This window comes from Bradyrhizobium sp. P3_C3, assembly GCF_056402655.1.
Genome location: NZ_JBFUGY010000072.1, coordinates 1 through 15,000, shown reverse-complemented (window position 1 = coordinate 15,000; position 15,000 = coordinate 1). Strand labels below are relative to the sequence as shown.

The following is a 15,000-nucleotide window of genomic DNA, read 5'->3' as shown; positions in this document are numbered from 1 at the left end:
CTTTCGCTACGCCTTCGCCTATCGGCTTAAGCTTGCTCGTTAAATTAAGTCGCTGGCCCATAATACAAAAGGTACGATGTCACCCAGAACGTATCTTGGGCTCCATCTGTTTGTAGGTGTCCGGTTTCAGGTCTATTTCACTCCCCTCGTCGGGGTGCTTTTCACCTTTCCCTCACGGTACTGGTTCACTATCGGTCGCTGAGGAGTACTTAGGCTTGGAGGGTGGTCCCCCCGCGTTCAGACAGGATTTCACGTGTCCCGCCTTACTCGTGGATACATCATCGCATTACTCGTACGGGGCTATCACCCTCTAAGGCCCGGCTTTCCTGACCGGTTCCGATTGTCTTTGATGTATCACTGGCCTGGTCCGCGTTCGCTCGCCACTACTAACGGAGTCTCTGTTGATGTCCTTTCCTCCAGGTACTTAGATGTTTCAGTTCCCTGGGTTTGCTTGAAACCTCCTATGTATTCAGAAGTCTCATACCTTCTCTTGATAACCGGAAATCCAAAACCTCTTCGATCGAAATCTAAAGGCCTAGGCATCTCTCATTTCTGATCGAACCCCACACCAATGTCTTTCGACAAAGGTCTTGGAGTTCCGGCTATCGAAGGTGGGTTTCCCCATTCGGAAATCCATGGATCAAAGCTTCTTCGCAGCTCCCCACGGCTTATCGCAGCGTAGCACGTCCTTCATCGCCTCTCAGCGCCAAGGCATCCACCGAACACCCTTAAGGCACTTGATTGCTCTCATTATCAATGTCCACACACTCGGCAGAATGTTGTCTGTAAGAACTGCCTTGCGGCGCGCGTCCTCGATGAACGCTATTCTCACAGCCGGACAATGATTAGAAAGACCAGCTTGCTTCGTAAGATCGTTCCGATAGCGAGGCGGTCAAGCTTCGCTAAAAGGATCATTTACAACTCGCATGTCTCTCAAACGCAGCCTTGTGAGCTACATTGAAAGGCGCACGAGCGCCGAAATGATCCGGAGATAATGAAGTATCGCGCAACAATTGCTTGTTGCCCGATCCAACTCGGATCGATCTCCTCTTTACGATGTCAGAAATCACGCAGCTCACTGTCCATCCGGACTAGCAAGTGCGAAGTGATGTTCCGCGGACGATTCAGGTGCACGATCAGTCGATGATCAAACCATCTGGTGGAGCCAGACGGGATCGAACCGACGACCTCATGCTTGCAAAGCACGCGCTCTCCCAGCTGAGCTATGGCCCCGTAACCAGAAGACGAATGCTCACTCGATGAGTGTGGTGGGCCTGGGAAGACTTGAACTTCCGACCTCACGCTTATCAAGCGCGCGCTCTAACCAACTGAGCTACAAGCCCCTAACGCATATCCAGTCAAGGACCAGGGATTCTGCAAGCTTGCAGCCCCAGCGCGTGTTCGTCCGCGAAGAAAGAGAAACGAAGACGGCGAAATCCCGCCAATGCAGCTCAACAATCCTGACGATCGTTGGCCACTGATGTTTCTAAAACGGTTCGATAGAAGCAAGCTTCTGAAGAACCATCCTTAGAAAGGAGGTGATCCAGCCGCAGGTTCCCCTACGGCTACCTTGTTACGACTTCACCCCAGTCGCTGACCCTACCGTGGCCGGCTGCCTCCCTTGCGGGTTAGCGCACCGTCTTCAGGTAAAACCAACTCCCATGGTGTGACGGGCGGTGTGTACAAGGCCCGGGAACGTATTCACCGTGGCGTGCTGATCCACGATTACTAGCGATTCCAACTTCATGGGCTCGAGTTGCAGAGCCCAATCCGAACTGAGACGGCTTTTTGAGATTTGCGAAGGGTCGCCCCTTAGCATCCCATTGTCACCGCCATTGTAGCACGTGTGTAGCCCAGCCCGTAAGGGCCATGAGGACTTGACGTCATCCCCACCTTCCTCGCGGCTTATCACCGGCAGTCTCCTTAGAGTGCTCAACTAAATGGTAGCAACTAAGGACGGGGGTTGCGCTCGTTGCGGGACTTAACCCAACATCTCACGACACGAGCTGACGACAGCCATGCAGCACCTGTGTTCCAGGCTCCGAAGAGAAGGTCACATCTCTGCGACCGGTCCTGGACATGTCAAGGGCTGGTAAGGTTCTGCGCGTTGCGTCGAATTAAACCACATGCTCCACCGCTTGTGCGGGCCCCCGTCAATTCCTTTGAGTTTTAATCTTGCGACCGTACTCCCCAGGCGGAATGCTTAAAGCGTTAGCTGCGCCACTAGTGAGTAAACCCACTAACGGCTGGCATTCATCGTTTACGGCGTGGACTACCAGGGTATCTAATCCTGTTTGCTCCCCACGCTTTCGTGCCTCAGCGTCAGTATCGGGCCAGTGAGCCGCCTTCGCCACTGGTGTTCTTGCGAATATCTACGAATTTCACCTCTACACTCGCAGTTCCACTCACCTCTCCCGAACTCAAGATCTTCAGTATCAAAGGCAGTTCTGGAGTTGAGCTCCAGGATTTCACCCCTGACTTAAAGACCCGCCTACGCACCCTTTACGCCCAGTGATTCCGAGCAACGCTAGCCCCCTTCGTATTACCGCGGCTGCTGGCACGAAGTTAGCCGGGGCTTATTCTTGCGGTACCGTCATTATCTTCCCGCACAAAAGAGCTTTACAACCCTAGGGCCTTCATCACTCACGCGGCATGGCTGGATCAGGGTTGCCCCCATTGTCCAATATTCCCCACTGCTGCCTCCCGTAGGAGTTTGGGCCGTGTCTCAGTCCCAATGTGGCTGATCATCCTCTCAGACCAGCTACTGATCGTCGCCTTGGTGAGCCRTTACCTCACCAACTAGCTAATCAGACGCGGGCCGATCTTTCGGCGATAAATCTTTCCCCGTAAGGGCTTATCCGGTATTAGCACAAGTTTCCCTGTGTTGTTCCGAACCAAAAGGTACGTTCCCACGCGTTACTCACCCGTCTGCCGCTGACGTATTGCTACGCCCGCTCGACTTGCATGTGTTAAGCCTGCCGCCAGCGTTCGCTCTGAGCCAGGATCAAACTCTCAAGTTGGACTTGAACTTTGAACCGGCTGATCACAACGTTTGACGAGGTCCCACCATTATTTCGACAACCGAAGTCGYCGAGCTGCCCGCGATTCACATCGCTGGCARCGATGGTGTTTCCTTTAAAACGTGTACCGCCGAAGTCTTTCGTCCCCTCTCAGAACTCAAAAGCCGAAGCTCTTCAGTGTCCGAGAGGCGCAAGGACTCCGCCGTCCACGTTTCTCTTTCTTCATCTTCACTTGTCAAACAGCCCGGGACCARGAGGYCCCAACCTTCCAGAGTGGAAGGGTTCCGACACCCTTACCGACGATGAATGAACTCCAATCGACTTAYGTCGACTGTTGTGTCACTCAACAAGGTGAGGAGCATCAGTGGCGCGTTCGCTCGCCTTGGTCATTGACCCGGCGGCGCCGCGCTCAGTGGTCGGGTTATAGGCCCCCCCGCCCGGGATTGTCAACGCCCATTGTCAACAAATCGTCGCACGGTGGATCATCGAAAAAAATCCAGCGATCCCAGTCAATTAGAAGGGCCGCCAATGGCCGGATCAAAGCTGCACCGCAAAAAATCTCAAAAAAAGCTTGCCCGCCGGCGGGCTCCGGAGGGGGCTTTGGACGCCTCTCCAGGCACCCTCCCCCGGCGTCCTTCCAGACGCCCCCGGGGCCCGGACAGGCGGAGGCCCATTCGGGCCGGACCGAGCCCTCGTCCATGGCAGACGAGCCCCATCCAAGGCTGGACCGAGCTCCACCCCAGGCCAGACCTAGTCCCCCGGCGCCTGCCAGACGGGCTTCTTGCGCCCGGCCGTTCAGGAAACTTTTTCCATATTAGGCGCCGTACTAGAGCCACAATCCCGCGGCGTTCTGGTACAGACGAGCTTGAATCGCGGGATGCCAGTGGGGGCTGCCGGCGATTTTCATGGGGTCAGAGGAAGGCGATCTTGCAGATGACGCAGCCTTCCTTCGACATTCGAGAGACATCGAGAGACCTTTACCCGTCCAGCTGTTCGTAATTTCGGCCGGCCCATCGAGGGCTTTCTGAGCGCGGGCGCCTGTGCGGCTTGCCTTTTCCGGCGATCCCCCTTCAAGAGGGCGGCCAGGAAGGGTTCGAAAGCAGGCATCTTGGGTCGTTGATTGGGGGACTTGGTTTGAACCACAGGACGTCGCGCGGCGCTTACGGGCGTGAGACCGGGATCATCGATCTCGGCCACGAGCCGCCGCTGTCCGTCGATGGTTCCGAGGCCGCCGTCATCGATCGCCGCCGCGTTTCCGTGCAATGGTTCAGCGGGACAATTCTGACCGGACTCTGCGGCGCAGCCCTGATCGGCGGCGCCGTTTTCGCTTCTCTCGACGGTGAGATGACCTTCGCCAAGGTGCCTGAGCGCGTCGAAGGCGCGCTGCGCGGAGCATTCGGCGCGGCCGATCGCGCCGCCACGCTGCACAAGAGCGACCGCCTGCCGCCGCCRAACGAATCCACGGCCTCGCGCAACATCATGCGCGTCTCCACCGTCGCCCGCGTCGGCAACCGCGACGTGATGCGGGTGCGCCCGTTCGTCCGGATCGCCGGCAATCTGTCGATGACGACGAGCGATCTGTCGGCGAAAATCCCACCGTTCAACGCCCAGCGCCTGCTCACCGATGTTGGCTCCGATCCGAAGACCGCGGCGGAAGATCCGAACAATCCCGAAGCCGTCGAGCCCGATGCCGAAGTCTCCTTCGTCACCAAGGACCTGTCGCCGGTGCTGCCGAAGGCCAAGATTTCCGCCGTGGTGGCGCTCGACGACATCCTGATGCGGGTGCGCGACGCCGCCAACTGGCGCGGCAATGGCGGGGTGCGCTACGCCTCGCTCGCCAATGCCACCGCCGACGTCTCCGGCGCGACCGGCCCCTCCGACATGAAGATGGCCTACGCCACCGAAGCGTCGCCGTCCGATCCCTATGCCGGCTTCGAGACGCGCGTGGTGCCGGAAAACGTCACGCTGCTGCCGAAGACCAAGGAGCAGATCACCGGCGGCAATCCCAACGGCGAGCGCGTCCACGTGGTCAAGAAGGGCGACAGCGTCGGCTCCGTCCTGCGCGATCTCGGCGCGACGGCCGAGGAGATCAAGGCGATCACCGCGACGCTCGGCCCGCGCGGCCGCGACGGCGGCCTGAAGGAAGGCGAAAAACTCCGCATCCTGATGGCGCCCGCAAGCCCCGGCGCCCGCCTCCAACCCTATCGCGTCGTGGTTGCAAACGACACCATGGTCGAGGCGATCGCGGCGCTGTCCGATCTCGGCAAATACGTCGCGGTCGACGTCTCCAGCATGAACACCGTCGCCGATGCCGCGGCCAACGCCAACAGCGACGACGATGACGACGATGACGGCACCGGCGTACGGCTTTACCAGAGCATCTACGAGACCGCGATGCGCAACAAAGTCCCGATGCCGGTCATCGAGGACATGATCAAGATCTACTCCTACGACGTCGATTTCCAGCGCAAGGTGCAGCCGGGCGATTCATTCGACGTGTTCTATGCCGGCGAAGACGAGGGCGTGACGTCGAGCGAAAAGAACGACGTGCTGTTCGCCTCCCTCACGGTCGGCGGCGAGACCAAGAAATACTACCGCTACCAGAGCCCCGACGACGGCGTCGTCGACTACTATGACGAGACCGGCAAGAGCGCGAAAAAATTCCTGGTCAGGAAGCCCGTCAACAACGCGATCATGCGCTCCGGCTTCGGCGGCCGCCGCCATCCGATCCTGGGCTATGTGAAGATGCACACCGGCGTCGACTGGGCCACCTCCTACGGCACTCCGATCTTCGCTTCCGGCAACGGCGTGCTCGAGAAGGTCGGCCCCGAAGGCGGCTACGGCAAATATATCCGCATCAAGCACTCCAACGGCTACGAGACCGCCTACGGCCACATGTCGGCTTTCGCCAAGGGCATGGAGATCGGCAAGAAGGTGCGGCAGGGCCAGGTGATCGGCTTCGTCGGCTCGACCGGCCAATCGACCGGCCCCCACGTCCACTACGAAATCCTGGTCAACGGCCGCTTCGTCGATCCGCTGCGCGTAAAATTGCCGCGCGGCCGTTCGCTGGAAGGCACGGTGCTGGCGGGCTTCGAGARGGAACGCGACCGGCTCGACGCCATGATGAGCGGCCGCAATGGCGCCATCGCCCGCATTTCGGACGCAACCGGCGGCCCGTTGCAGGTCACCAACCGCTGATCCCTCAACCGGCCGAAATCGACCGGACATCTCTGGAAAAACATGATCTGGATGCGACGTCGTGGAACGACGTCGTTTCACTGCGCCACAACGTCAAGTTTTGTTTGCCAAAGCGGCATCAAGGCATCGCGCGCGGGAGCGACGGCAGGCTGATCGTGGCGGAAGTGGGCGCCAGGCGACTGATCGAGATCGCGCCGGACAGCGGCAAGGTCACCGAGATCGCTGCCAATCTTCCGATCGGCCTGACGGGCGCACCCGGCGGCCTGCCCAGCAACATCCCGACCGGCGTCGCCATCGGCCTCCGGCGTCATCYACTTCTCCTCCGATATCGAGAACGCGATCTACAAAGTCACCAGGAAGTAGCGCGGAGGAAACCTGCCCGGTGGAACCGGCACGCGAGTTTGCCGGTTAAATGCTGACGGAAGCCGACCAACAGGAGGATCCCCATGCGGCGCCTCTCACGCGACGATGTCGTCAAGACAGTGGATCGGGCCGACGAAGTCACCATCGCCCAGATCATCGGAACCGGCGCGACGGTCGAGGAACTCGCCGAAGCCCAGGCATGGCTCGCCAATGACGAGCCGATGATCAATGATTTGCGCCCGCTGGCGCACGGACGCGTGCGCGAGCTTGTCGACATCCTGTCGGAGCTCGAAGAGGACAGCGACGAGCAAGGTCCAGCCGAACCCGGCTCAACATCCGCGGTCAGCTAGAGCGAACCTCGTCAAAGCAATTCGCCCCGGAGAGTTGGCCTCTCCGGGGCGATTTTTCGTTTTGCAGTGAGCGCGACGATCAGTTCAGTTTCCGCTTCGACGCCGGCGGCGCCTCGAACTGGGCGATCTCCGCAGTCTGCGGCGCCTTGCCGTTGAAGGTCAGCACGTTGCCTTCGGACGAGATCGCGACCGTATCCCCGTCCTTGACGTCTCCGGCTAGGATCATCTCGGCGAGCGGATCCTGGAGGTAGCGCTGGACCACGCGCTTCAGCGGCCTTGCGCCGTAGGCGGGATCCCAGCCTTTCGCAGCAAGCCAGTCGCGGCCCGCGGCATCGAGCGTCAGCACGATCTTGCGATCGGTCAACAGCTTCTGCAGCCGGGCGAACTGGATCTCGACGATCCGGCCCATCTCGCTCCTCTGCAGGCGGTGGAACAGGATGATCTCGTCGACACGGTTCAGGAACTCGGGCCGGAAATGCCCACGCACCATTCCCATCACCTGTTCACGCACGGCTGAGGTGTCTTCGCCCTCCGGTTGATTCACCAAATACTCCGAACCGAGGTTCGAGGTCATGATGATCAGCGTGTTGCGGAAATCGACGGTACGGCCCTGACCATCGGTCAGGCGGCCGTCGTCGAGCACCTGCAACAGGACGTTGAAGACGTCAGGATGCGCTTTCTCGATCTCGTCGAACAGCACGACCTGATAAGGCCGGCGCCGCACCGCTTCGGTGAGCGCGCCGCCCTCGTCATAACCGACATAGCCGGGAGGCGCACCGATCAGCCGCGAGACCGAGTGCTTCTCCATGTACTCGGACATGTCGAGGCGGACCATCGCGGTCTCGTCGTTGAACAGGTACTCCGCGAGCGCTTTCGTCAGCTCGGTCTTGCCGACACCGGTGGGCCCCAGGAACATGAACGAGCCGGTCGGCCGGTTCGGGTCCTGCAGGCCCGCGCGCGAACGGCGCACGGCGGTTGCCACCGCACGCACGGCCTCGGCCTGGCCGACGACGCGCTTTCCGAGCTGCTCCTCCATCTTCAGGAGCTTCTCCTTCTCGCCCTCCAGCATCTTGTCGACGGGCACGCCGGTCCAGCGCGAGACCACCTGCGCGATGTGGTTGGCGGTGACCGCCTCCTCCATCATATCGCCGGAGCCCTCACGCGCCTCGATGTCCGCGAGCTGCTTCTCGAGCTGCGGGATCCGGCCATAGGCCAGCTCGCCGGCCTTCTGGAATTCACCGCGCCGCTGTGCGTCGGCGAGATCGACGCGTAGCGCGTCCAGCTCTGACTTCAGCTTCTGGGCGTTGGAGAGCTTGTTCTTCTCCGCGCTCCAGCGCGACGTCAGGGCCGCGGATTTCTCTTCGAGCTCGCTGAGCTCCTTCTGAAGCCCCTCGAGACGGGTCTTGGAGCCGAGATCGCTCTCCTTCTTGAGAGCTTCCTGCTCGATCTTGAGCCGGATGATCTCGCGGTCGAGCGAATCCAGCTCTTCCGGCTTGGAATCGACCTGCATCTTCAGCCGCGCGGCCGCCTCGTCCATGAGGTCGATCGCCTTGTCCGGCAGGAAGCGGTCGGTGATGTAGCGGTTGGACAGCGTCGTCGCCGCCACGAGCGCGGAATCGGTGATCCGCACGCCGTGGTGCTGCTCGTACTTGTCTTTCAACCCGCGGAGGATCGAGATGGTGTCCTCGACGGAGGGCTCGCTGACGAAGATCGGCTGGAAGCGCCGCGCCAGCGCCGCATCCTTCTCGACGTGCTTGCGGTACTCGTCGAGCGTGGTGGCGCCGATGCAGTGCAGCTCGCCGCGCGCGAGCGCGGGCTTGAGCAGGTTGGACGCGTCCATCGCGCCGTCGCCCTTGCCGGCGCCGATCAGCGTATGCATCTCGTCGATGAACAGGATGAAATTGCCCTCGCTCGCGGTGACTTCCTGGAGCACGGCCTTCAGCCGCTCCTCGAACTCGCCGCGGTACTTCGCACCCGCAATCAGCGCGCCGAGATCGAGCGAGAGCAGCTTCTTGTGCTGGAGGGTCTCGGGCACGTCGCCATTGACGATGCGCAGCGCGAGGCCCTCGGCGATGGCGGTCTTGCCGACGCCGGGCTCACCGATCAGCACGGGATTGTTCTTGGTCCGGCGCGAGAGCACCTGGATGGTGCGGCGGATCTCCTCGTCGCGGCCGATGACCGGGTCGAGCTTGCCGTCGCGCGCAGCCTGGGTCAGGTCGCGGGCATATTTCTTCAACGCGTCATAGGCGTTCTCGGCGGTCGCCGAGTCCGCCGTGCGGCCCTTGCGCAGCGCCTCGATCGCGGCATTGAGATTTTGCGGGGTGACGCCGCCCTTGGCCAGGATCGTGCCGGCCTCGCTGGTCTTTTCCAGCGCGAGGCCGAGCAGCAGCCGCTCGACGGTGACAAAGCTGTCGCCGGCCTTCTCGCCGGCCTTTTCGGCGGCGTCGAAAGTGCGGGCGAGCTCGGGGGCCAGATAGATCTGGCCGGCGCCGCCGCCGGAGACCTTCGGCACCTTGTTGAGGGCGTCCTCGGTCGCCTTCAGGATGGCGCGGGAATTGCCGCCGGCGCGGTCGATCAGACCGGCAGCGAGCCCCTCATTGTCGTCCAGCAGAACTTTCAGGACGTGCAGGGTCGAAAACTGCTGATGCCCCTCGCGCACCGCAAGCGATTGCGCTGACTGAACGAAGCCCCTGGAGCGTTCGGTATATTTGTCGATGTTCATGTCTTTTCTTTCCCTCGGCCTGCCCCTGGAGCCCTCTAAGGCACTCCAAACGGCATCTTCATTGGGTTTCCGCTGGACGCGTTGACGTTCCTCAACCGGCAGCGGTCGTTATCAGCCGGCGCTGGCGCCGGCCTGACCCAGATGTGGGAAGCTTGGCCTCGGATCGGAAGAGGCGCGTTCACAATTTCGTGCACGGGTCCGCCTGCTTGGCGCCAGCAGGTCGAATCCCTTAAGTAGCGACATGACAGCCAGCCAGACCGCCGAAATCACCGGCCTTTACCGTTACCCGATCAAAGGCCTGACGCCGGAATCCCTGCCCCGGGTCCCCTTGCGGACCGGCCAGACCCTGCCCGCCGACCGCCGCTACGCCATCGAGAACGGACCGAGCGGCTTCGATCCGGAGGCGCCGGCCTGGAAGCCGAAAATCCAGTTCCTGATGCTGGCGCGCAATGAGCGGCTGGCGTCCCTCGACAGCCGGTTCGAGGACGCGACCAACCGCCTGACCATCCGCAAGGACGGCCAGATCGTCGCCAGCGGCGATCTGGAGACCACTGCCGGGCGCGCCGCCATCGAGGATTATTTCACGGAGAATTTTCAGCCGGAGCTGAAGGGCCCGCCAAAAGTTCTGTCCGGCCGCGACCACAGCTTTTCGGACGTCGCCCGCAAGGTCGTATCGATCATCAATCTCGACAGCGTCCGGGCGATCGAGACCATGCTCGGCGGCGCCGCAGTCAATCCACTGCGCTTCCGCGCCAATCTCTACGTGAAGGGCTGGCCGGCCTGGTCCGAGCTCGACCTCGTCGGCGAGACGCTGGCGATCGGCGACGCCCGGCTCAAGGTGGTCAAGCGCATCGTCCGCTGCCCGGCGGTCAACGTCGATCCCAAGACCGCGCAGCGCGATCTCGAGATACCGCCGACGCTCTCGCGCAATCTCGGCCACATGGATTGCGGCATCTATGCCGAGGTGATCGCCGACGGCGAGATCGGCGTCGGTGACGCGATCGCGGTGGAAGCGCCGAGATTGGTGTGAGCCGTCCGCCGCTGCCGTAGTGTGGGCAAAGCGAAAGCGTGCCCACCACTCCGGTCCATCTAACTCCGTTGCACCGCCGGTGGGCACGGCGCTTGCGCACCTTTGCCCACCCTACGGCTCCGTCGTCAGTTCGGCATCACATACGCATAGATCCGGCCGCGCGAGACCGGCGCCTCGCGAACACGATTGCCGTTGTTGCCGGAAATCATGATCGGATTGCCCTGCGCGTCCACGCCGGTGATGATGCCGACATGGCCGCCCCGGCGACCGCGCGACATGACCGCGATGGCGCCGACCTGCGGACCGGAGACACGCGTGCCGTAGCGCGCGAACGAGCTCGCCATGTCGGAGCCGGTGCCCTGATGGCCGGTATGCTGCAGCACCATGTTCATGAAGCGCGCGCACCACAGGCTGCCGCGCCCGGTCGGATTGCCGCCGATATAACGGCGCGCCTCGGACACGAGGCCCGATCCGCCGCCGAAGCCGCCACCGCTATTGGCCATTCCAGGATTGGTCATTCCGTTGTTGGCCATGCCGCCGACATTGGCGTTCGGATTGTAGCTCGCCTGGGTGTCGGCGAAGCCGCTCGCCTGCAACTGCGCCGCGCCGCGCTCGAAGCGCGAGCTGCGGGCATGGTGGCGATAATGACGGTAATGATGATGTCTGGCGTGGTGCACGTAAGCGTGCCGCTCTGCGCTATGACGATGATGCGGCCGCGCTGAGGCCGGAGAAACGAACGCGGCAACCGCCGCGAAGAAAATCGCCAGCGCGACAACACAACGCGACAGGCGAGACGCAAACAACTCCAACATACTTCATCCTTCTTGACACCCCACTTCCCCAATCGGCCCGTGCGATGGCCGGCATCCGTCTGGCCGTTAAGCCGCCGGATGTGGCGAGAAAAAGACGCCACGCCCGCGAATAGCTGCGATGATTTTGTGCCGGTGCTGGCTTGAGGCTGCCGCATTGCGGACAACAACGTTAACTGCAATTCTCCAAAGGCGGCTTGAAGAGAGGGAAACAGTTAATGCCCCACGCCACGACCAGGGATGACGTCCGCATCTATTTCGAAGAAGCGGGTCAGGGAACGCCGATTATTTTTCTGCATGAGTTCGCGGCCGACTACACCAATTGGGAGCCGCAGATGCGCTACTTCTCGCGCGGCCATCGCTGCATCACCTATTCCGCGCGCGGCTACACCCCGTCGGACGTGCCTGATGGCGAGGTCTACACTTACAAGCATTTCTACACCGACGCGCTCGCGGTGCTCGATCATCTCAAGATCGAGCGCGCGCATCTCGTCGGCCTGTCGATGGGCGCCTATTCGTCGCTCCAGATCGGGTTGAACGCGCCGCAGCGCGCGCTGTCGATGACGCTGGCCGGCGTGGGCTCAGGATCGGAGATCGAGAATCTCGACAACTGGCGCAAGCAGTGCCGCGCCAATGCCGAGCAGTTCGAGACGCTCGGCTCCGCCGAGGTCGCAAAGGTCACACGCGAGGCGCCGAGCCGGATTCCGTTCCTCGTGAAGGACCCGCGCGGCCACGCCGATTTCTACGCCGCGCTGGCGCGCCACGATGCCAAAGGCTCCGCGAACACGATGCGCGGCTTCCAGGGCGGCCGTCCCTCGATCTTTGCGATGACCGACGCGATCAGAGGCGTAGCGACACCGGCGCTGATCATCTGCGGCGACGAAGACGATCCCTGCGTCGGAGCAAGCCTGTTCCTGAAGAAGCACCTGCCCGCGGCGGGCCTCGCGATGTTTCCGAAATCAGGCCACGTGCTCAATCTCGAAGAGCCCGCGCTGTTCAACGAGAGCGTGGAGCGGTTCGTGACGCTGGTGGAAGCCGGGCGCTGGCCGGTGCGCGATCCGCGGTCGCTGGCGGCGCATTAGGCTGCCAGTCGCTGTCATTCCGGGATGCGCCGACAGGCGCAGGCCCGGAATGACGGCAGCTACTTCCCCTGCCCGCGCGTGAGCAGAAACACGCCCTGCTCGCCGAACATGTTCCACACCCACCACGGCAATCGCAGCCGCAATGGACGGCCGTAGAGATCCAGCGCCTCGGCGCGCTCCATCTTGACGTGGATCGCGTCGCAGAGCTCGACGAAATCCTTGATGGTGCAGAAATGGATGTTGGCGGTGTCGTACCAGGTCGCCGGCAGATTCTCGGTGCGCGGCATGTGACCGCCGACCAGGAGCTGGAGCCGCATTTTCCAGAAGCCGAAATTCGGGAACGACACGATGGCACGGCGGCCGATGCGCAGCAGATTCTCCAGCACGACCCGCGGCTGCCGCGTCGCCTGCAGCGTCTGCGACAGGATGACGTAATCGAAGGCGTCGTCGGGATAATTGACGAGATCGGTGTCGGCATCGCCCTGCACCACCGCGAGGCCCTTGGCGACGCAGCGGTTGACGCCCTCGCGCGACAGCTCGATGCCGCGCCCGTCGATGCCGCGGGTCTCCAGAAGCTGGAGCAAATCGCCCTCGCCGCAGCCGACGTCGAGCACTTTCGAGCCGGGCTTGACCATCTCGGCGACCAGCAGATGATCGGCGCGAAACTGGCCGGACTGCTCCGTCGCAACGCCGCCCAGCGGCAGCACTTCCTGCACAGACATCGCTAGCCGTCCTTGTCAGTCAATCCTGGCGGTGAGCCCGCGCGCCTTCCCTGCCGATTGCAGGAAGGCACGGGCGATATCGAAGAATTCGGGCACGTCGAGCAGGAAGGCGTCATGGCCGCGATCGGTCTCGATCTCGGCGAACGACACCCGCGCGCTCGACGCGTTCAGCGCATGCACCAGTGCGCGCGATTCCGAGGTCGGGAACAGCCAGTCGCTGGTGAAGGAGACCACGCAGAAGCGCGTCTCGATGCCCGCGAACGCTTTCGCCAGCACGCCGCCGTGGTCACCGGCGATGTCGAAATAGTCCATCGCACGGGTCAGATAGAGATAGGAGTTGGCGTCGAACCGCTCGACGAAGGACGAGCCCTGGTAGCGCAGGTAACTCTCGACCTGGAAATCGGCGTCGAACGAGAAGGTCGGCAGCTCGCGGTCCTGCATGCGGCGGCCGAACTTGCGATGCAGCGCGGCGTCCGAGAGATAGGTGATGTGCGCGGCCATCCGTGCCACCGCAAGTCCGCGATGCGGATGGATGCCCTGATCGGTGTAGCGGCCGTTGTGCCAGTCGGGATCGGCCATCACCGCCTGGCGGCCGAGCTCGTGGAAGGCGATGTTCTGCGCCGAGTGCCGTGTCGAACAGGCGATCGCCAGCGCGGAGTACACGCGCTTGGGATAGGCCGCGGTCCATTGCAGCACCTGCATGCCGCCCATCGAGCCGCCGACCACCGCGAACAACGTGTCGATGCCGAGCCGGTCGATCAGCATCGCCTGCGCGCGCACCATGTCGGGAATGGTGATGACGGGAAAATCCAGGCCCCACACCTTGCCGGTCGCCGGATTGATCGAGGCCGGCCCGGTCGAGCCCATGCAGCCGCCGATCACGTTGGCGCAAATGATGAAGTAGTGCTGAGGATCAAGAGGTCGGCCGGGACCGATCAGCGTMTCCCACCAGCCCGACTTGCCGGTGACGGGATGCACGTTGGCGACATGCTGATCGCCGGTCAGCGCATGGCAGATCAGCACCGCGTTGGAACGATCGGCGTTGAGCTCGCCATAGGTCTGGTAGGCGATCTGGAACGGGGTGAGATCGATGCCGCAATCGAGCCGCAGCGGCTGCTCGGCGCCGAACTGCGCGACCTGCGAATTCGGATGATCCGCCTCATGCGACCGGTCGTCGGCACTGATCGCGGGACTCGGCACGGACTTCACGCCTACCATCATCGACCTCGTATGCGACACCCGTCAGGCTGCCGCTGGAATCAGGCCATGAAAAACCCGGCCTGAACGATAGGTTCGGCCGGGATCGGAAGCGTCCCCGGCCTGTTTAGCGAGTTTTTTAACGTGGCTGCAAGCCGGCCGGCTCAAATGACCACGGAACGCGCAAAAGCTACTGTCTTGGGCGGTTTTCGTCAAGTCACAGTCCGGATTAGCCAAATTCATCCCTGAAAGGCCGGCCGAAAAGGCCCGGTTTCCCTTTGCATTTCTCTTTGCTTTCGCCGCGCCGACTGCCTAATCAGGACGTCGATCGTAGCGGATCCGGCCTTGCCGATTGACCTTGGCCGACCCGCATTGGAACGCCTCTCACCAGCATCTCGCAGATATGTCCCACCGTCCGCCCGCGCCACCATCGCTCCAGGAATTGCGCAAGGAGATCGACGCGATCGACGAGGGCATGCATCGTCTCCTGATGCAGCGCGGCGACAT

The 15,000-nt window shown here is 62.2% G+C and carries 9 protein-coding genes, 2 tRNA genes, 2 rRNA genes, 1 pseudogene and 1 riboswitch (1 of these 15 only partly in view); of the genes and pseudogenes, 5 read left to right on the top strand and 9 right to left on the bottom strand.

From position 1 onward, the window contains the following. From AC1DW2_RS40935 to AC1DW2_RS40920, 4 genes are all read right to left on the bottom strand, one after another. Positions 1 to 743: ribosomal RNA gene (locus AC1DW2_RS40935) — 23S ribosomal RNA — on the bottom strand; it reaches 2,130 nt to the left of the window's first position. A gap of 414 nt (positions 744 to 1,157) precedes the next feature. Further along, positions 1,158 to 1,233 (bottom strand) — tRNA-Ala (locus AC1DW2_RS40930). A gap of 33 nt (positions 1,234 to 1,266) precedes the next feature. After that, a tRNA-Ile gene (locus tag AC1DW2_RS40925) sits at positions 1,267 to 1,343 on the bottom strand. 188 nt (positions 1,344 to 1,531) lie between these two features. After that, positions 1,532 to 3,020, bottom strand: a 16S ribosomal RNA gene (locus AC1DW2_RS40920). The 16S and 23S rRNA genes sit together here with 2 tRNA genes alongside, the layout of an rRNA operon. 1,134 nt (positions 3,021 to 4,154) lie before the next feature. On the opposite strand from AC1DW2_RS40920, the gene AC1DW2_RS40915 reads away from it, so the two are divergent. Continuing rightward, positions 4,155 to 6,218, top strand: a complete 2,064-nt coding sequence (locus AC1DW2_RS40915; protein WP_477008891.1) for a peptidoglycan DD-metalloendopeptidase family protein — start codon at positions 4,155 to 4,157, stop codon at positions 6,216 to 6,218. Positions 6,219 to 6,295: 77 nt separating this feature from the next. Here AC1DW2_RS40915 and AC1DW2_RS40910 read toward each other — a convergent pair whose 3' ends face one another. Then, a complete protein-coding gene (locus AC1DW2_RS40910; RefSeq protein ID WP_477008890.1) occupies positions 6,296 to 6,529 on the bottom strand; it encodes a hypothetical protein in 234 nt (77 codons plus the stop codon). Positions 6,530 to 6,664: 135 nt separating this feature from the next. On the opposite strand from AC1DW2_RS40910, the gene AC1DW2_RS40905 reads away from it, so the two are divergent. Further along, on the top strand, positions 6,665 to 6,931 hold the full coding sequence (locus AC1DW2_RS40905; RefSeq protein WP_014491677.1) for a hypothetical protein: 267 nt from the start codon (positions 6,665 to 6,667) through the stop codon (positions 6,929 to 6,931). Between the two features lie 79 nt (positions 6,932 to 7,010). Here AC1DW2_RS40905 and clpB read toward each other — a convergent pair whose 3' ends face one another. Further along, complete coding sequence (gene clpB, locus AC1DW2_RS40900; protein ID WP_354114285.1) at positions 7,011 to 9,653, bottom strand: ATP-dependent chaperone ClpB; 2,643 nt, start codon at positions 9,651 to 9,653, stop codon at positions 7,011 to 7,013. A gap of 241 nt (positions 9,654 to 9,894) precedes the next feature. On the opposite strand from clpB, the gene AC1DW2_RS40895 reads away from it, so the two are divergent. Then, positions 9,895 to 10,683, top strand: a complete 789-nt coding sequence (locus tag AC1DW2_RS40895; protein WP_477008889.1) for an MOSC domain-containing protein — start codon at positions 9,895 to 9,897, stop codon at positions 10,681 to 10,683. A gap of 125 nt (positions 10,684 to 10,808) precedes the next feature. On the opposite strand, the gene AC1DW2_RS40890 is transcribed toward AC1DW2_RS40895, so the two are convergent. Continuing rightward, positions 10,809 to 11,495 carry an NlpC/P60 family protein gene (locus tag AC1DW2_RS40890; protein WP_063985774.1) on the bottom strand — a complete coding sequence of 229 codons (687 nt, stop codon included), beginning with the start codon at positions 11,493 to 11,495 and terminating at the stop codon, positions 10,809 to 10,811. Between the two features lie 215 nt (positions 11,496 to 11,710). Here AC1DW2_RS40890 and AC1DW2_RS40885 point away from each other — a divergent pair, with 215 nt between their 5' ends. After that, positions 11,711 to 12,574, top strand: coding sequence for an alpha/beta fold hydrolase (locus AC1DW2_RS40885; protein WP_166103782.1), 864 nt, complete (start codon positions 11,711 to 11,713; stop codon positions 12,572 to 12,574). Between the two features lie 59 nt (positions 12,575 to 12,633). On the opposite strand, the gene metW is transcribed toward AC1DW2_RS40885, so the two are convergent. Further along, positions 12,634 to 13,296, bottom strand: coding sequence for a methionine biosynthesis protein MetW (gene metW / locus AC1DW2_RS40880; protein WP_063985776.1), 663 nt, complete (start codon positions 13,294 to 13,296; stop codon positions 12,634 to 12,636). Positions 13,297 to 13,311: 15 nt separating this feature from the next. Next, complete coding sequence (gene metX / locus AC1DW2_RS40875) at positions 13,312 to 14,514, bottom strand: homoserine O-acetyltransferase MetX (RefSeq protein ID WP_477008888.1); 1,203 nt, start codon at positions 14,512 to 14,514, stop codon at positions 13,312 to 13,314. An 85-nt stretch (positions 14,515 to 14,599) separates the two neighbouring features. Continuing rightward, positions 14,600 to 14,679: riboswitch (SAM riboswitch) on the bottom strand. Positions 14,680 to 14,896: 217 nt separating this feature from the next. On the opposite strand from metX, the pseudogene AC1DW2_RS40870 reads away from it, so the two are divergent. Further along, positions 14,897 to 15,000: pseudogene (locus AC1DW2_RS40870) on the top strand (chorismate mutase); the annotation flags it as partial.

Coding starts and splice junctions, on each gene's coding strand:
- AC1DW2_RS40910 (WP_477008890.1), bottom strand. CDS start 6,529: ATGACGCCGGAGGCCGATGGCGACGCCGGTCGGGATGTTGCTGGGCAG.
- AC1DW2_RS40905 (WP_014491677.1), top strand. CDS start 6,665: ATGCGGCGCCTCTCACGCGACGATGTCGTCAAGACAGTGGATCGGGCC.
- clpB (WP_354114285.1), bottom strand. CDS start 9,653: ATGAACATCGACAAATATACCGAACGCTCCAGGGGCTTCGTTCAGTCA.
- AC1DW2_RS40895 (WP_477008889.1), top strand. CDS start 9,895: ATGACAGCCAGCCAGACCGCCGAAATCACCGGCCTTTACCGTTACCCG.
- AC1DW2_RS40890 (WP_063985774.1), bottom strand. CDS start 11,495: ATGTTGGAGTTGTTTGCGTCTCGCCTGTCGCGTTGTGTTGTCGCGCTG.
- AC1DW2_RS40885 (WP_166103782.1), top strand. CDS start 11,711: ATGCCCCACGCCACGACCAGGGATGACGTCCGCATCTATTTCGAAGAA.
- metW (WP_063985776.1), bottom strand. CDS start 13,296: ATGTCTGTGCAGGAAGTGCTGCCGCTGGGCGGCGTTGCGACGGAGCAG.